The organism is Flavobacterium sp. (assembly GCF_039595935.1).
Classification (GTDB): Bacteria; Bacteroidota; Bacteroidia; order Flavobacteriales; family Flavobacteriaceae; genus Flavobacterium.
This window is the reverse complement of sequence record NZ_JBCNKR010000005.1, coordinates 222,851-240,618: the sequence shown is the minus strand read 5'-3', so window position 1 is coordinate 240,618 and position 17,768 is coordinate 222,851. Positions and strand designations below refer to the sequence as shown.

The window sequence follows — 17,768 nt, the reverse complement described above, 5'->3', positions numbered from 1 at the left end:
AAAGATGGCTACCGAAAATAAAAACTTATCAGAATACGATAAAAACACGATCCCAAATGCGAAAGACTTTCGATTTGGGATTGTTGTTTCTGAGTGGAACGATGTTATAACAGAAGGACTTTATAATGGTGCTTTTGATGCCTTAATCGACTGTGATGTTCCTGCACAGCAAATCATTCGCTGGAATGTTCCGGGAAGTTTTGAATTGATTTATGGCGCAAAAAAAATGCTTCAGACACAAAACGTCGATGCAGTTATTGTTATTGGCTGTGTAATTCAGGGAGAAACAAAACACTTTGATTTTGTCTGCGAAGGCGTTACTCAGGGAATAAAAGACTTAAATGTTCAAACCGATATTCCGGTTATCTTTTGTGTTTTAACAGACAACAATATGCAGCAGTCTATCGACAGAAGCGGCGGTGCTCACGGAAACAAAGGAACTGAAGCTGCGATTGCGGCAATAAAAATGGCTTACATTCGCCAGCAGGCCTCTATTACGCATCCGTTCAATCAGCCATTACTGACTTCGGGTGCACTTCAAATTGAAGAAACACCAATTAAAATAGAGAACGAATAACACATTTGTTTTAAAAAATATTAAAACCTATACTGTGTCATAATGGTATAGGTTTTTTGTTTTTTTTATGATTGCCAATATTTAAAAACCCAAGAGAAATTCACTAAATTTGTTGTTTTTGGTTTAGATTCAAATCAAAAATCTTAAATCGTTAATCTACAATCTAAAATTTTCAATGTCGAGTATTATTCAATTACTTCCTGATCACGTTGCTAACCAAATTGCTGCCGGAGAAGTGGTTCAGAGACCAGCTTCTGTCGTAAAAGAATTGTTAGAAAATGCTGTTGATGCAAAAGCAACCGATATCAAATTGATTATAAAAGACGCCGGCAAATCATTAGTGCAGGTTATTGATAATGGAGTCGGGATGACGGTTACAGATGCTCGTTTGTGCTTTGCGAGACATGCAACTTCAAAAATTCGTCAGGCCGAAGATTTGTTTTCTCTTGCTACAAAAGGTTTCCGTGGTGAAGCATTGGCTTCTATAGCCGCGATTGCTCACATGGAAATGAAAACCAAGCAGGAACAGGACGAACTGGGAACTCATATTGTTATTGAAGGAAGTAAGTTTGTTTCGCAGGAAGTAGCAGTTTTACCAAAAGGAACTTCATTTGCGGTTAAAAATTTATTTTTTAATATTCCCGCACGCCGAAACTTCTTAAAGTCAGATACGGTAGAATTTCGTCATGTAATGGATGAATTTCAGCGTGTAGCTTTAGCACATCCGAATATCCACTTTAGCTTTTATCATAACGGAAGCGAATTATACAATCTTCCATCAGCAGGTTATCGTCAGCGTATAGTTGGAATAATGTCGGGTAAAACCAATGAAAAATTGGTTCCGGTAAATGAAGACACCGAAATTATAAATATTCAGGGATTTGTATGTAAACCTGAATTTGCGAAGAAAAACAGAGGAGAACAATTCTTTTTTGTAAACGATCGTTTCATTAAAAGTGGTTATTTGCATCATGCAGTTATGGCGGCCTACGAAGGGCTTTTAAAAGATGGTTCACAGCCAAGTTATTTCTTATATCTACAAGTTCCGCCAAATACAATTGATATTAATATTCATCCAACAAAAACAGAAATTAAGTTTGATGACGAGTCAGCTTTGTATGCTATTTTAAGAGCTTCTATAAAACATAGCTTAGGGCAGTTTAATGTAGCGCCTGTTTTAGATTTTGACAGAGATTCAAATTTAGATACACCATATCATTATAAAGACGTTGAAGCAGAGATTCCGACCATTCAGGTTGATGGAACTTTTAATCCGTTTACAGATGATAAAACCAATCAGCATTATACAAAAACAGGATCGGGATCTGGTTCAGGAAGTTATAGTTCAGGATCTTCTTCCTCATCTTCAGCTTCATCGTTTTCCGGATCATCCTATTCAGGCTATTCTAAAAGAGTAGAACCTACGGCGAGCTGGGAAAGTTTATATGTTGGTTTGGATACAGAAAATCCTGAAGCTATAGAAAGTTCTCCTTTTACATTTGAAAATGAAGAAGTAGCCTCTTCTTTATTTAATGATGATGAAGTAGAACAGGCGAGCCAGAAAACCTATCAAATTCATAAAAAATATATTGTGTCGCCTATTAAATCAGGAATGATAATTGTAGATCAGCAGCGTGCGCATCAGCGTATTTTATACGAACAGTTTTTGCTGAATATGACAGTTAATCAGGCGTCGAGTCAGCAGTTGCTTTTTCCGTTGGATTTGTTTTATTCAGCTTCAGAAATGAAATTGATTGAAGAATTAAAACCATCTTTAGAGACAACCGGATTTGTATTTGATGAATCAAAAACAGATCATATTGTGATTTCCGGAATTCCGGTAAACATTACAGAAAGCGAAGTTTCTATTGTAATCGAGCAATTATTGAGCGATTTACAAGACGGGATTCCTGCCAATAGTTACAGTCAAAACGATACAATTGCCAAATCGATGGCGAAAAGTTTAGCGGTTAAAACCGGATCTTATTTAACCGAAAAAGAGCAAGATAATTTGGTAAACGGTTTGTTTGCCTGTAAAGATCCTAATATTTCACCTTTTCAAAAACCTACTTTCATTACCATGCGTGTGGAAGATATAGATAAAAAGTTTGCCTTATGATGAATATGACTCCAGTGGTTAAACAACTGCTAATTATTAATATTATATTTTTTATTGGTGCTCAGTTAGTGCCGGTTTCTTATGATTTTTTAGTTATGTTTTTTCCAGAAAACCCAAATTTTGGAATATGGCAGATAATTACGCATATGTTTATGCATGCTAATTTTTTGCATATTGCATTTAATATGTTTGCATTATATTCATTTGGTTCAATGCTTGAGCATTTTTGGGGTGGTAAAAAATTCTTGTTTTTTTATATTTCATGTGGTTTGGGTGCGGCTTTGCTGAATTTTGCGGTAAATTACTATTATTTTCAGGATGGTTTAAATGTTTTAATGGCTAATGGATTTTCAAAAAACTATATATTACAGCTTTTAGGTGAAGGGAAAATTGTTGTACAATGGAAAGAAATGTTAACTGTTTCTCAATTTGATAATTTTACTGGGGCTTATAGAAGCGCAGTTTTGGGAGCTTCTGGAGCGATTTATGGTTTGCTTACGGCTTTTGCTTTTATGTTTCCTAATGCTCAGCTTGCATTGTTGTTTATTCCGGTTCCAATCAAAGCAAAATATTTTGTTCCTGGACTTCTGGCTATTGATTTATTTTTAGGTTTAAAAGGAAGTTCTTTATTTGGAAGTGGCGGAACAGGAATAGCGCATTTCGCACATATTGGTGGTGCAGTTGCTGGTTTTTTAATGATGTTGTACTGGAAAAAAAATCAGTTTAACAACAATCGATGGAATTAATTTTTAACTTTAATTAATTAAATTTAAAAACCAAAAGAAGACTTTATGAATATTCTTGACGATTTAAAACTTCAATATAAATTGGGTGGCATTGCAATGCAGGTTATTTATTGGAACGTTGCTTGTTTTCTTATTTCGCTGATTTTTTTCTATAATTATTCTGGAGGAGGTTTTGATTATCCAAACTGGCTGGCATTGTCTTCGGACCCTCAGGTTTTTATGTTTAAACCCTGGACATTTTTAACGTATGCATTTTTTCATTTCGGATTTTTGCATTTGTTGTTCAATATGATGGTTTTGAACTTTGCAAGCAATTTATTTTTGACCTTTTTTACGCAAAAACAATATTTAGGATTATATATTTTAGGTGCGATTTTTTCAGGAATTGTCTTTGCTCTAAGTTTTTATGTTTTAGGAACTTCAGCTTCAATGGTTGGGGCATCGGCCGCTATAATGGCGATTTTAGTAGGAGCTACCACATATCAGCCTTTAATGAATGTTCGTTTATTTCTTTTTGGAAACGTTAAACTTTGGCATATTACAGGTGTAATCTTAGTTTTAGATTTAATGCAGTTTCGTTTGGAAAATATGGGTGGCCATATTTCGCATTTAGCAGGAGCATTTTTTGGATTTGCCTACATAAAATTACTTCAAAACGGAACTGATTTAAGCCGTATTGTTACCCGAATATTAGATTTCTTTGCGAATCTTTTCAGAAAATCTCCAACGACCCCATTTAAAACCGTTCATAAGAATTATAAAAAACCTACTGAAAAAACAACATCTAAGATTGTTACGAAAGATAAAACGCAGCAACAGATTGATGAAATTTTAGACAAAATCAGCCAGTCTGGTTATGACTGTCTGACAAAAGAAGAAAAAGAGTTTTTATTTAAAGCTGGAAAATAATCCTTAGCCAAAAAATATGAAAAACCTTTCGTGGTTTAATAAAATAATGTTCTTTTTGAATATAGTGCTGACTGTGCTTACATTTAGTGTCTATATTTTACCTTTTTTAGCACCTAAAAGTTTTCCGCTTTTATCGGTGCTTACGCTGTTTATGCCGGCTTTTTTTGTTGCAAATGGGTTGTTCTTTATTTATTGGGCAATACAGTTTAAAAAACGCCTTATTTTGTCTGGTTTGGTTTTGTTAACCGGAATTACTTTCATCAGCAAATTCTACAAATTCTCTGCAAAAGATTATATCAAAGATGAAAGAGATTTTTCTGTAATGAGCTATAATGTTCGTCTTTTCAATGTTTTTAAGTGGCTGGACCGTGATGATATCCCGGAAAATATCAAAACATTTATTGATGATAAAGACCCGGATATTTTATGTATTCAGGAATATTCAAATTCAGCACATCTTGACTTGAAAGTTTATCCGCACCGTTATATTTTTATTGATGGAAAAAAAGTGAAAACCGGTCAGGCCATTTTTTCAAAATTTCCAATTATAGACGAAGGAAATATCATTTTCCCGAAATCAGATAACAATGTGGTTTATGCTGATATCAAACGAGGTAAAGATATTATTCGTGTTTATAATATGCACTTGCAGTCTATTAAAATATCTCCGGATGTAAGCGAGATTTCTGATGATATTGATAATGTAAACCAAAAAAAATCACAGCGTATTTATGCCAGAATCAGTAAAGGATTTACGCAGCAGCAAGAACAGGCAGAGATATTTAAAGAGCATATCAAAAAGTGTAAATACCCAATCATTATTTGCGGGGATATGAATAACAGTCCGTTTTCATACGTTTACAGAAATATAAAAGGAAAACTTAAAGATGCTTTTGAAGAAGCAGGAGAAGGATTTGGAGCAACGTATAAGTTTAAATATTATCCGGCCCGAATCGATTACATTTTTACTGATACAAAAATGAAAGTAAAGCAGTTTGAAAGTTTTTCTGATTTTGAAAACTCAGATCATTACCCAATAATGACCAGGCTTTCTATTGATCAGTTTTAGTGGGGAAAGTTTTGAGTTATGAGTTATAAGTTGGACGTTAAATGTTAATTGAGATCTCATAACTTATAATTCCCAACTTAAATTATTTTCTGAGATTTTAAATAATCCATTGCAAATTTTCCTTCATTAAAAAGTAAATCCAAAACACTTAAGTTGTTTATAAAACCATGCTTATCGTCAAAAACCTGAGTGTATTTTTCGAATGAATTTTGGTCTTTTTTGCCGTTTGCCAAATGTCTGAAATCAGAAATGTTTTCTACTTCATGAAAATACTCAGTTGTTTTTCCAAATTCTAATTTCATTCTCAGACATTTTGTTACAATGTCTAAAACTTCAAAATTAAGATCCATCAAAAAAGTATGTTTCTTTTCGAAAATAGGTACAATATCGTCTTCAAAATACTCAAAGAAAGGAGAGCTTCTATAAGCAGCTTCTAATGATTTAAAATGCTGTTTCTGCCAGTCAAATTCATTTTCGATCAAAATATCTTTTGTCTTTTGATGGGCAGCTTTAGAATGCTTGACAGGGATATTTAATAACTGAATTCCGTTTGGACTATAGATATACGTTCTGTTTCTGTTAGTCTGTTTTTGGAAATTATCTTCCATCTCAAAAGTGATATTTTCAGATTGAGCCATAACTGCAAAGTGGCTGATTGACGGAAAATAAGTAGGAAGTAATAAGGAATTCATGATTATATGTTTTGTTTAATCGGTAAATCGTTTAATCGTTCTTTTTGAGAAACAATTAAACGATTTACCAGTTTAACGAATAAACGTTTTAAGCTTTGTTCTGTTTTCTTTTTCTCCAGAAAAATTCTCCAACGAAATAAAGAGCAAGAACAATTAAGAAATATTTGAAATAAGAGTGAGGCTGTCCTTCGCCGTCAACAGTTGTGAAAACTCTGCTCCAGCGAATTTTATTGATACCTTTTCCGTTTGTGTCCCAGCTCATCCAGATGAAAACAGGTTTACCTACGATATGGTTCTCTGGTACGTAACCCCAGTAACGGCTATCTTCTGAGTTATGACGGTTGTCTCCCATCATCCAATAGTAGTTTTGTTTAAAGGTATAAGTGTTAGTTTCTTTACCGTTTATGATAAATTTAGAACCTTGTAATTCTAAAGTATTGCCTTCGTAATTGGTAATGATTTCTTTGTAGAAAGGTAAAGATGTATTTGTCAGCGCAACAGTTTTACCAGCTTGTGGGATATAAATTGGACCAAAATTATCCTGATTCCATTTGTTGATATGTGGAAAAATAGCGTTGTCATTTCCGTGATCAATTTCTCTTTTTACAGCAGTAACACCAGGAGTATTTTTAAGGCGTTCAGCTCCGGCTTCTGTTAAAGCTCTAAAGTAAAGAGTGTCTCTTTTTTCAGTTCTAAAACCTGCAGGATCTGTAATATCCAATTCTTTAAACAAAGATTCAAAATCAATTGAAGTTTTTCCGTCTAAAGCTACTGAATAAGAATATTGAGGTTTAGCTCTTTCTGGTAAAATTAATTTTTTGCCGTTAATGAATACAAAGCCGTCTACGATCGATAAACTATCTCCAGGAATACCAACACATCTTTTTACGTAGTTAGATTTCTTATCAATTGGTTTTATAACACCAGGTCTTCCTTTTGGTTCGTAGAAATAATGTACGGTGTCAACTGGCCAGTTAAATACAACAATATCATTTCGCTTTATTTGTTCAAAAGCCGGAAGTCTAAAATAAGGCAATTGCGGCCAGCTTAAATATGATTTTCTTTTTGTTAATGGAATAGAGTCATGAACCATCGGCAATGCAACAGTTGTCATAGGAACTCTAGGACCATAATTTACTTTGCTTACAAACAAAAAATCTCCAATTAATAAAGATTTTTCTAACGAAGAAGTTGGAATTGTATAAGGCTGAATTACATAAGTGTGTACTAAAGTTGCTACGATAATAGCAAAAAGTAATGAGCTTACAGTATCGGCTGTTTTGTTTTCAGGAGTTAATTTTCTATCGGCATTGTGAACAAGTGTTTGAGTATAATTCACATAATAGATGTAAAAACCAAGAGTGAAAATTCCTAAAAGAGTATCTAAAGTTGATTTTTTACCAAATGTTCGAAGTGTTTCAACCCAAACAACCGGAAACATAATCAGGTTGATAATTGGAATAAAAAGCAACAGTGTCCACCAGGTTGGGCGGCTGATAATTTTCATTAAAACAATTGAGTTGTACACAGGAATAGCGGCTTCCCAAGCTTTTCTTCCAGCTGCCTGATACATTCTCCATGTACCAACGAAATGAATTATTTGTACCGCTAAGAAAAATACGAACCAAGAGTAAAGTGTCATAATATTGTATTTTAAGTTTTAAATTCAGAATTGAATGTTTAATTCAAAACCTTATTCAGTTTTATTGTAAGTTTAATACATCTTTCATGGTGAAAATTCCTTGCTTTCCGGCAAGCCACTCAGCTGCTATAACAGCACCAAGGGCAAATCCTTCGCGATTGTGAGCTGTGTGTTTAATTTCGATGCTGTCAATTGGAGAATCGTAATTTACGGTATGTGTACCCGGAACTTCTCCAATACGTTTCGCTTCAATATGGATTTGATTGTTTTTTGCTTCCTCTAAAGTCCATTCGTTATAGTTGCTGTTTTCTATAACTCCTTGTGCCAGAGAAATGGCAGTACCGCTAGGTGCATCAAGTTTATGAATATGATGAATTTCTTCCATCGAAACTTTATAAGAGTCAAATTGGTTCATGATTTTGGCTAAATATTCGTTTAGTCCAAAGAAAATATTTACACCTAAACTAAAATTAGAGCTCGAAATAAAACCTCCCTTTTTTTCATTGCAAAGCGCAATCATTTCATCATAATGTTCTAACCATCCTGTTGTTCCTGAAACTACAGGAACATTGGCATTAAAAGAGGCAGATATATTGCTTACTGCTGCAGACGGAACACTGAAATCTATGGCAACATCGGCAGTCGAAAGTCCGTCGTAGGTATTAAATTCATCCTTTTTTAAAACAATTTCATGACCTCTTTCTAAAGCAATTCTTTCGATTACTTTGCCCATTTTTCCGTATCCTAAAAGCGCAATTTTCATTTTGTATGTATTTTGTAAATTTTTTTAAATAGAAGAAACTATTTAAAAATGATAGTTAAAAGTTAGTCCAACGTTTGGTTTAAATGTTACATCGGCTGGATAAATTTCTGGTCGAAGTGATAATCTTTCGTTTACGTTAAATTGAAGTAAAGCCGCATCAACATTGGCGTCAATAATGTTTAAAACATAAAAACCAACAACAAATAAGGCAGATAAATCCCTGTTTCTCTGGTAGAATTTTTGACCGGCAATAAGTCGGCTTTCATCCAGATAGTTGAATTTGTCATCGTTATAACCTTCTAATCTTCGTTTGTAGGCGTCACGATATTCATGGTATTTTTTGCTGTTGTCAATGTAAAAGTACAAACTTGTTCCGATGGCTCCGTAAACAAGTGGAATTTTCCAGTATCTTTTGTTGTATGCCTGACCTAAACCTGGTAAAATAGCGGAATAAAAAGCTGCTTTTGCTGGTCTAAGCGGGTCAATTTCTACTAATGCAGCAGTGTCTTTAACGACCAAAACCGTGTCTTTTTTTACCTGGGCAAAAAGAGATACGGTTCCTATGAAAAAGAACAATATGCCTATGGGGACAATTTTATTCACTATCCGTTTATTAATTTTATTATTCGGTTAAAGTCGGCTTCAGAATTAAATGGAATTGTGATTTTTCCTTTTCCGTTTCCAGCAACTTTAATATCAACTTTCGAACCAAAATAATCGTTGAAAGTATTTTTTTGTGTTTCTCTTACAACAAATGCAGAATCTGTTTTTGGTTTTCCTTCTGCTTTTGGCTGAACACCTTCGTGATAATTTTTAACTAAAGCTTCAGTTTCACGAACAGACAGGTTCTGACTTACAATTTTTTGGTAAATATCTGTCTGAACATCTAAATCTTCAATATTGATTATGGCACGACCGTGACCCATACTGATAAAACCATCGCGAATACCTGTCTGGATAATCGGATCTAGTTTTAAAAGACGTAAATAGTTAGAGATCGTTGAGCGTTTTTTTCCAACACGTTCGCTCATTTGTTCTTGTGTTAATTGAATTTCGTCAATTAAACGCTGATACGAAAGAGCAATCTCGATAGGGTCTAAGTCATGACGCTGAATATTTTCAACCAATGCCATAACAAGAGACTCATTATCGTTTGCAATACGAATGTAAGCAGGAACATGAGTTAAACCAACTAAAGTTGAAGCACGTAAACGACGCTCTCCGGAAATTAACTGGTATTTGTTAAAATCTAATTTTCGAACAGTAATAGGTTGAATTACACCAAGTTCTTTAATAGAAGTGGCTAACTCACGTAATGATTCTTCATTAAAATTGCTTCTAGGCTGAAACGGATTTATTTCGATAGCACTTATTTCAAGCTCAATAATATTTCCAACAACCTTATCAGCATTTTTGTCTTCTACTGATGTAATGTCGTTTTCCGGATCTTTTAATAATGCTGATAATCCTCTACCTAAGGCTTGTTTTTTAATTGCTTTTGTCATAAAAACTATTTACTGTTTTTCTTTATAATTTCTTGAGCTAAATGAATGTAATTAACTGCACCTTTGCTGGTAGCATCATAATTAATAATGCTTTCTCCAAAACTTGGTGCCTCACTTAATTTTACATTTCGCTGAATTACAGTTTCAAAAACCATATCGTTAAAGTGTTTTTGAACCTCTTCAACCACCTGATTAGATAAACGTAATCTTGAATCATACATTGTAAGTAATAATCCTTCGATATCAAGATCAGGGTTGTGAATTTTTTGAATACTTTTAATGGTATTCAATAATTTTCCTAATCCTTCAAGTGCAAAATATTCACATTGAATAGGGATAACTACTGAGTCTGAAGCTGTTAAAGCGTTCAGTGTTAATAAGCCCAAAGATGGCGCACAGTCGATAATGATAAAGTCATATTCTTGTTTTGCCTCTTCCAATGCTTTTTTAAGCATGTACTCACGGTTTTCTTTGTCAACCAATTCAATTTCGATAGCAACAAGGTCAATGTGAGCAGGTATCACATCTACGTTTGGAGCTGTACATTGTAAAATGGCTTCCTTTGGTGTTACAGTATGCTCGAGGATTTGATAAGTTCCAGTTTCAACTGTTTCTACATCAATCCCAAGGCCAGATGTAGCATTGGCTTGAGGATCAGCATCAATTAATAATACTTTTTTTCTAAAACACCTAATGCGGCTGCAAGATTTACTGATGTAGTAGTCTTTCCAACGCCTCCTTTTTGATTAGCAATAGCAATGATTTTGCCCATTTATTTTCTGAATTTTGAACCGTAAAAATACAATTATTTATGGTTTTTGAAAATCTATTTTGTTAACATTTAAGAAAGTTTGCTTAATCGTTGTTTTATGGGTCTTCGGCTCAAAATAATTTTAGTTATGAATAAAACTGCCGGCTAAATTTTGATGAATTTCGCTGTTGGTTTTTCAGTAAAAGCGAATAAATTTAAAATTTACACTAAAAAAATAACCTCATTGTCGATTTCTTTTGTAAAATATTTAAGCTGAAAAAGGGAAGATATTTTTATTTTAAAATTTCTATAGTTACATATACTAAACCGCTTTTTTTATTTGAAGCAATATCCATAAAAGCTCTTTTGCTTAGATCTATTTCTCTACCTTTAATAAAGGGGCCTCTGTCGGTTATCTCTACAATTATAGATTTATTATTTATTTCGTTTGTAACTCTTAGTTTAGTGCCAAAAGGAAATTTTTTATGAGCGGCTGTTAGTTCATTATTGTTAAATCTCCTGCCGCTCGCTGTTTTTCTTCCGGTGAATTTATCATGATAATACGAAGCGTGGGCATTTTTCTTGTACATAATATACTCGCACTTTTCAACTTCAGAATCTGTGTCAACTGAACTTTCCTGCGCTGCAACTGTTCCGGAAACCGCTAAAGCTATATAGAGTAATATTTTTTTCATATTCGAATTTCTATTAGCGGGCAAAAAAAGCTATTAGGGAAAGATGAAGAATACTGTAAACGGTTTATTTGTGCTATAAAAAGGTATATTTAATAGGTTTTGTATAGTTTTTGATAAGAAAATCGGAACCGTAAACGAAGATATAGGTTGAGGATTATTACTATTTTAGAAACCCTAAAAAAACTATTAAACCAAAACAATTTTTATGATTAAAAAGTTTACCTCAGTATTTACGGCATTCATGTTTATGCTGATTTTATGCAGTTTTGCAGCGACCAGTTCATCTTATGAAACACAACAAGAGAATAAGATAGAAGGCAAGATTGTTTACAACAAGAAAAAAAATAATATAACATTGTCGTGGCCGGAATTTGGCTCATCTGGAAATTATGTCATTACAAGAGGAGGCAGTCGTTTGGCATCTGATTTTGTGTCAATAGGATCTACTTCTAAATTAACATTTACTGATAATAACCCTAATAAGGACAAATACGAGAACTATTATAAAATTACCCGTAATTCTACAACTATAATTATTTCACTGGAAAATCAGATTTTTGGCGATAACATGTATTTCTATGATAGAAAATATGAAAAAGCTGAAACAGCCCGTAATGATATTAATTCACAATTTAGTGCTATTGGTTTAGGCGGAGCGAATGGAGAATGGACTACAAAGCGTCAGGCTTATTATTTAAAAGCAAATATAAAAGAGCAGACTTACGATTCTGGAGGGTCTGGTTCTGCATCATCAGCAGAAGCTAACTCAATAGAATTGGGATTTTATTCTCATATAGGAGGATTAGGAAGAGTACCGGCTGATGTTAAATTAGGATCGGTATTTACGAGACCCCATCTTTCGGGCGGTGCAAATGCTACTTGTACTTTTTGGCGTTCGGTAGAAAATGTAACCGTAATGAGAGATTTTGCCTGGACGGTTTCGCAATCTACAAGCGCTAGAAGAATATTGATTGAAAGCACTTCTAAATACATTTCAGATATTGGAAATACTAATTTTTGGGGAAGCGGTGGTTTTATTGCCGATGCTCATTATACATCATCAAGACCAAACTGGGGCGGACAGCAGCAATGGTATACCCGAAATGCCGTTTTCCCTTCAGGTTCCGGAGCTATGGGAGGTTCTTATAATATGATCTGGCAAGGTTGTGTAAATCCTCCACAAGCAGATGAAATTAATACTCCGGTTGCTGCAACACCTATTATTAGAGAAAAGCCTTTTCTTTTTATAGATAAAGATGGAGAATATAAAGTCTTTGTTCCGGCATGGCAAAAAGATAGATTAGGAGTTTCGTGGTCTTCAACAGATATGGGGAAAGGACAAGTTCAGGATTTGCTTTCCAATTGGTACGTTACAAAAGAAGGGGATACGGATATTGAAATTAATAATGCATTAAAAGCGGGGAAAAATATTTTTTTTACTCCGGGACATTATTCGTTGAATGCACCTATACAAGTAAACCGAAAAGATGCTATTCTTCTTGGTGCAGGTATTGCTTCGGTAACGCTGGAGCCGACAGAGAAAAATTCCTGGGGTTGTATTTATGCTGATGATAAAGACGGAATTATTATTGCCGGACTTCTTATGGATTCGTTTAATAGTACTACTTATCAGGTTAGAATTGGTGGCGAAGATGCAAAAGCTGATCATTCGACAGATCCGATACTGCTTACAGATATTACCTGCAGGGTAGGTGGAGTACAGTCAAAAAATATACAGATACAAGCTGCTATGCAAATTAATAGCAATAATGTAGTCGGTGATCACTTCTGGTTGTGGCGTGCAGACCATGGTTCGCAGAAAGGCGGAGATGCACGCTGGGTAAGAGACAGATGTAAAAACGGACTTATTGTTACGGGCGATGATGTTACGCTTTATGGTTTGTTTGTTGAACATTTTCAGGAATATGAAGTTGTATGGCTTGGAGAACGCGGCAGAACTTATTTCTTTCAAAACGAACCGCCATATGATGCACCAAATCAAGCTAGCTGGAGCAGTCAGGGAGGAAAAGTTGATGGTTATGCAGCATTCAAAGTAGCTAATACTGTAAAAGAGCACCATACAATTGGATTGGGGTCTTATGCTGTTTTTACTGGAACTGACGGAAATGTAAATAAGAAAAATGGTTTTGAAATACCAAACAGCCCAAATGTGAAATTGGAGAAAATGTGTATTACTCGTTTTGCCGGTTCAGGGAATATTCAAAATGTTATTAATAGTACAGGAGGAAGTACGGCTACTGGTGTAAAACGTGTTGCATTATACAATAATGGTGAAGGTACACAACCGTTTGATGAAGAATTTACTTTACCGAATAAAGAATCATATCCTGCTTATATTAGTATGGAAAAATAAAACAAAATGTAATATTAAAAATAACCTCTAATGATCAATTGATTTTTAGAGGTTTTTTTAAACATAGCCCGTGGTTTTAACCACGGGAAAAATATCGTAATATATAATTGTCCCCGTGGTTGAAACCACGGGCTATGTTTTAAATAGTTTGTTTTTGAGTCTATTGCAAAAAAAAAAGTCTTTTCAAAAATGAAAAGACTTTTGTCGGGGTGGCAGGACGACCTACCTATTCCTTAATCCGTTGATTTTACTGGTGTTTTCAAGTACTCTTCCAAAAAGGGTAGCCGAATAGGTCCCATTTATAATGATATACATTGGAGCCCTTTGTTTCCTTGATCAATTTAATAGCAGTGAGTCAATGTACTTTAATATATGTAAAAGTATTAAAAATGTCATTATGATACAACATATAATAATCCATATTGTGAATTATTAAGGTTATAAATTGGGTAAATTGGCAACTTGGACTATATTTTTTGGGTATGGTTTGGATAAATAGTTTTGGCACGTTTTGAATATCTAGACTCAATTTTAAATAAGGAGTGTCTATGAGAACAAAAACTGACTCAATAATATCATTGGTCTGGATCGTGAATCCTGTTTATAAAGTGATAAATGAAATTAAAATCACTGAATAAATTAATCTATATTTAATAAATAAAAATAGATAATGATATACCCAGTATACCACTCTTAAAATTGAAAAATCGGCTTACTAATTACGTGAGCCGATTTTTTATATATTCTATTTCTTTAGCTAGCTAATGCTATCATGTCTGCAATTTCTTCAGCTGTTGTTTTAGTGTAAAGCTTTGTTACTTTTTCTAAGCCTACAATAAATATAGCTGAATTTGCATTTGCATTTTCTACTGGTTCAAATTTTAAAATATAAGCTAAGTTTAGATAATGTTCTCGGTCATGTAAATCGGTAATTTTAATAAATCCTTTCATAGTTTTAGTTTTAAGTTTATCAAATATAGCGAATTGCTATTATTGTTTGAAAAAGGATTTAAAACTTACTGAAACAACAGAAAACACAATGTCAAAAATTCGTTTTATCGTCAACTTGGGATGTACATTTGCCTAAGAAATGTTTTCAAACTATGGATTATTGTTCAATTATACATAAACAATAATCAATATGATGAAAACACTTTCAAATCATATTCAAGAAAGTTTTAAACCTGTGCAGGAAGAACAACAAACAACAGTTAAAGAGAATCAATTGACAGCAAGGAAGACGAAACTGTTAATGAAGAAGAAAAGAAAACAATTAATTTATGTGGTAATTTTTAAACATCAAATTGTAATTAATGAAAGATGTTATAGATTATAATATTAATTTTAAATTAGTGTTTATTATCTTAACATACCTGTTCAAAATCCAAACATATATGTTTGGTGCCATTGCAAGTAGTTGAAAAAAATTATTATATGTCGCTATATTTGAAAGCTAAATTAAAAATGGAGAAGCTTATACTAAGATTGAATTGTAGGTACAAAACAAAGTTAAACAAGTATTAATACGCATTTATAATTGAATTTAAGGTTGTAAATTTGCATTAAGAATTTTAAAAGGAATATATAATCAGAGATATTATTATTTAGAATCATTAAAAATTACGTTTTAAACTTAAAATTTAATATTTTTAATATCAGTTCATTGAGTCAATTGTATACTTTTGTCGCGATTAGCAACTATATTGTGAGTTAATTATTAACCAAAACGAAATGTCATGGAAAATATTTTAGAAGATTTAAAGAAGTATTTTCGAGAGACTCCTAGAGAGGAAGTTTTAAAAGGCTGGAAAAAAGCTAAAGAAAATGCACCAAAAGGCGGCCCGAAATTAAATGAATTTCTCTGTTTTGCAGAGATTCAATACGGATCAAGTCCAAGTCAAATTGGTCGTGTAACAATAAACGGAAATCAACCTATAAATAATAAACCCGAAGAAATTTCTTCGGGTTTTGTTTTTTTATAGACTAAAACGTGTTATTTTTATCCAAAATCATAAATAAAATAACATGAGCACTACACCAGCCAAGTTTCAACTAACAAACTACTTTTTTAATAAATTTGAACTTAATTTTCAAAAGGATACGCCTAAAGATGTTAATGTAAATTTTGATGTAAGAGGAGAGTATAATGAATCCCAAAATCTATTTGATATTCACTTGGCATTTACTGCTTTTCCTAAAACAGATAGAGAAGATAACTTCATTAAGGTTAATTGCATTGGTACGTTTCAATTGCAAGATGTAAATTCACTTTCAGAAATCCCTCCTTATTTCTACTCAAATGCAATTGCAATCTTATTTCCGTACTTAAGATCGGGAGTTAGTATATTAACTGTACAGGCTAATATAACTGCATTGGTTCTACCTACATTTAATTTGGTTGAACTTGGAGAACCATTACGCAATAATACAACAGTAGTGTAATGGCAAAAAAAGTACTTTATCAAACAGTAAAAGATAAAGGAAATCCAAAAGAAATTAAAGAAAACGGACCAATATTATGCAGTAATGATGATGCATGGTTGGGACATGGATATTACTTTTGGGATACCTTTGAAGATTTAAGCCATTGGTGGGGCGAGTATAAACTACGCGTTCCTTACATGGTATGGAAAGCTGAATGTGATTTTGATACTAGATACTGTTTGGATTTGCATGGGGAACCGGAACATTTAGCATTATTTAATTCAATGGTAAAATTAGTTTTAGAACAAGATCTTGAAGATGACCACAAAAACACAACTGTTTCAGATATTCTGTATTACATGAGAAATATAGTTGGTATTGATCATTTCACTTCTGTACGAGTTTCTGGTGAGCTGTCAATTGGGGCAAAAAATTTGACCTATAATTTAAAAATGCCGTTCGAAATAGGTAAAAATCAATTTCTTAACCTATTACCGCCAATTCAGTTATGTATTTATGATTTAAAGAAAGTCAATTTTAGAGAGCATAACCTAATTTACCCAGAAAAGTATAAAGATGCTGTCTAAAGTTAAGTTATTATAAAAAACTCCCGCTCATTGAGCAGGAGTTTTATGTTATCACATTCCTAATACTCCTTTTGAAGCTCCTAGATTATCAGTAAATTGCTGTCTCGAACCCATCATGCGATCAAATGGTGTAAAAGAATAATTGCCAGCGTATTGTTCTTCTAACTTTGCAATTTGGTTATTAAGTTTTTGTGCTTGTGTAGTTGCATTGTTCCAAGCGTTTATATTGGCAATAGACATTTTATTTCTCTGAATACGATAAAGAGCAAGGTATTTGTCGAGAATTTTTGAGTGTGGAACAGTTTGTTAAATTAAAGACTTTAGCTTGATCTGGTAATTATCTAATGAAGTAATGTAAGATGGATTCTTTTTCAATTCATTGTATGTCTAATTGTCAAGCTTTATTTTACAAGTTTTAGATTTAATGTAATAGTAGTTCTCGTAGTAAGTTTCATTTGTCTCATAAACCTTGTACCCCAATTTTTGAACAATTTTTATCATTTCTTGAGCTTAAATATAATCCCCTTGACGATCATCTCTTCGAGCATACAGATACTGAGTTGGAATTGCGGAATATGAACCAATGATTTCATCGTCATTTAAAAGTTCGTTACTCATGAATAAAACAGGCCTTTTAGTTTCCACAATTGTGTCATGAATTATTCGTAGAAATTTTAAATCTTTCTCCTTCATGTATTTGCAGATGTCTTCTGTAATTGATAGAGAATTGTTTTCTTGGCCAACTGCCCGTGTAGAAAATAAGAATGTGGAAATGGAAATAATGGCATACGCGAAATGCATGCAGTACTTTTGGTAGTGCTTTTTCATTGTGGTGGTAGTTAGGATTTATAAATGTTTAGTGAAAAAAGAAGCGTGGACATTTACACCAAGCTAAATCCCGGGCTACCACACCCT

At 33.3% G+C, this 17,768-nt stretch carries 18 protein-coding genes and 1 pseudogene; 10 read left to right on the top strand and 9 right to left on the bottom strand.

Annotated elements, in window-relative coordinates; all coding sequences use genetic code 11:
- Positions 1–4 precede the first annotated feature (4 nt).
- The 5 genes from ribH (at position 5) to ABDW27_RS08360 (ending at position 5,420) form a co-directional block, all read left to right on the top strand.
- Positions 5–577 (top strand): 6,7-dimethyl-8-ribityllumazine synthase, encoded by a 573-nt coding sequence (gene ribH, locus ABDW27_RS08380; protein WP_343695486.1) that lies wholly within the window; start codon positions 5–7, stop codon positions 575–577.
- A gap of 175 nt (positions 578–752) precedes the next feature.
- The gene (gene mutL / locus ABDW27_RS08375) at positions 753–2,696 is read left to right on the top strand and encodes a DNA mismatch repair endonuclease MutL (RefSeq protein WP_343695485.1); all 1,944 of its coding nucleotides are present in this window, start codon (positions 753–755) and stop codon (positions 2,694–2,696) included.
- Entirely contained in the window at positions 2,693–3,442 is a 750-nt protein-coding gene (locus ABDW27_RS08370; protein ID WP_343695484.1) for a rhomboid family intramembrane serine protease, read from the top strand. Before mutL ends, ABDW27_RS08370 begins: the two co-directional genes overlap by 4 nt.
- A 45-nt stretch (positions 3,443–3,487) precedes the next feature.
- Entirely contained in the window at positions 3,488–4,351 is an 864-nt protein-coding gene (locus ABDW27_RS08365; RefSeq protein ID WP_343695483.1) for a rhomboid family intramembrane serine protease, read from the top strand.
- Positions 4,352–4,367: 16 nt separating this feature from the next.
- Complete coding sequence (locus ABDW27_RS08360) at positions 4,368–5,420, top strand: endonuclease/exonuclease/phosphatase family protein (protein ID WP_343695482.1); 1,053 nt, start codon at positions 4,368–4,370, stop codon at positions 5,418–5,420.
- Between the two features lie 77 nt (positions 5,421–5,497).
- Here the strand turns inward: ABDW27_RS08360 and ABDW27_RS08355 are convergent, their stop codons facing one another.
- From ABDW27_RS08355 to ABDW27_RS08325, 7 genes and pseudogenes are all read right to left on the bottom strand, one after another.
- Positions 5,498–6,112, bottom strand: a complete 615-nt coding sequence (locus tag ABDW27_RS08355; RefSeq protein WP_343695481.1) for a WbqC family protein — start codon at positions 6,110–6,112, stop codon at positions 5,498–5,500.
- An 88-nt stretch (positions 6,113–6,200) separates the two neighbouring features.
- Positions 6,201–7,754, bottom strand: coding sequence for a signal peptidase I (lepB, locus tag ABDW27_RS08350; RefSeq protein ID WP_343695480.1), 1,554 nt, complete (start codon positions 7,752–7,754; stop codon positions 6,201–6,203).
- 61 nt (positions 7,755–7,815) lie between these two features.
- Complete coding sequence (gene dapB / locus ABDW27_RS08345) at positions 7,816–8,517, bottom strand: 4-hydroxy-tetrahydrodipicolinate reductase (protein ID WP_343695479.1); 702 nt, start codon at positions 8,515–8,517, stop codon at positions 7,816–7,818.
- 42 nt (positions 8,518–8,559) lie between these two features.
- Complete coding sequence (locus tag ABDW27_RS08340; RefSeq protein ID WP_343695478.1) at positions 8,560–9,120, bottom strand: DUF5683 domain-containing protein; 561 nt, start codon at positions 9,118–9,120, stop codon at positions 8,560–8,562.
- A complete protein-coding gene (locus ABDW27_RS08335) occupies positions 9,120–10,022 on the bottom strand; it encodes a ParB/RepB/Spo0J family partition protein (protein ID WP_343695477.1) in 903 nt (300 codons plus the stop codon). Before ABDW27_RS08335 ends, ABDW27_RS08340 begins: the two co-directional genes overlap by 1 nt.
- Positions 10,023–10,027: 5 nt before the next feature.
- A pseudogene (locus ABDW27_RS08330) lies at positions 10,028–10,794 on the bottom strand (AAA family ATPase).
- Between the two features lie 272 nt (positions 10,795–11,066).
- On the bottom strand, positions 11,067–11,468 hold the full coding sequence (locus ABDW27_RS08325; protein ID WP_343695476.1) for a septal ring lytic transglycosylase RlpA family protein: 402 nt from the start codon (positions 11,466–11,468) through the stop codon (positions 11,067–11,069).
- A 205-nt stretch (positions 11,469–11,673) separates the two neighbouring features.
- Here ABDW27_RS08325 and ABDW27_RS08320 point away from each other — a divergent pair, with 205 nt between their 5' ends.
- Complete coding sequence (locus ABDW27_RS08320; RefSeq protein ID WP_343695475.1) at positions 11,674–13,842, top strand: hypothetical protein; 2,169 nt, start codon at positions 11,674–11,676, stop codon at positions 13,840–13,842.
- 753 nt (positions 13,843–14,595) lie between these two features.
- On the opposite strand, the gene ABDW27_RS08315 is transcribed toward ABDW27_RS08320, so the two are convergent.
- A complete protein-coding gene (locus ABDW27_RS08315) occupies positions 14,596–14,793 on the bottom strand; it encodes a hypothetical protein (protein ID WP_343695474.1) in 198 nt (65 codons plus the stop codon).
- A 190-nt stretch (positions 14,794–14,983) separates the two neighbouring features.
- Between ABDW27_RS08315 and ABDW27_RS08310 the strand changes: the two genes are divergently transcribed.
- The 4 genes from ABDW27_RS08310 to ABDW27_RS08295 all read left to right on the top strand — a co-directional run bounded on the left by ABDW27_RS08310 (position 14,984) and on the right by ABDW27_RS08295 (position 16,853).
- Positions 14,984–15,178, top strand: coding sequence for a hypothetical protein (locus tag ABDW27_RS08310; protein ID WP_343695473.1), 195 nt, complete (start codon positions 14,984–14,986; stop codon positions 15,176–15,178).
- Positions 15,179–15,578: 400 nt separating this feature from the next.
- Entirely contained in the window at positions 15,579–15,824 is a 246-nt protein-coding gene (locus tag ABDW27_RS08305; protein ID WP_343695472.1) for a hypothetical protein, read from the top strand.
- Between the two features lie 43 nt (positions 15,825–15,867).
- On the top strand, positions 15,868–16,284 hold the full coding sequence (locus ABDW27_RS08300) for a protein-export chaperone SecB (protein WP_343695471.1): 417 nt from the start codon (positions 15,868–15,870) through the stop codon (positions 16,282–16,284).
- On the top strand, positions 16,284–16,853 hold the full coding sequence (locus ABDW27_RS08295) for a hypothetical protein (protein ID WP_343695470.1): 570 nt from the start codon (positions 16,284–16,286) through the stop codon (positions 16,851–16,853). The genes ABDW27_RS08300 and ABDW27_RS08295 overlap by 1 nt, the downstream gene beginning before the upstream one ends.
- 51 nt (positions 16,854–16,904) lie before the next feature.
- Here the strand turns inward: ABDW27_RS08295 and ABDW27_RS08290 are convergent, their stop codons facing one another.
- Entirely contained in the window at positions 16,905–17,093 is a 189-nt protein-coding gene (locus tag ABDW27_RS08290; RefSeq protein WP_343695469.1) for a hypothetical protein, read from the bottom strand.
- Between the last annotated feature and the right edge of the window lie 675 nt (positions 17,094–17,768).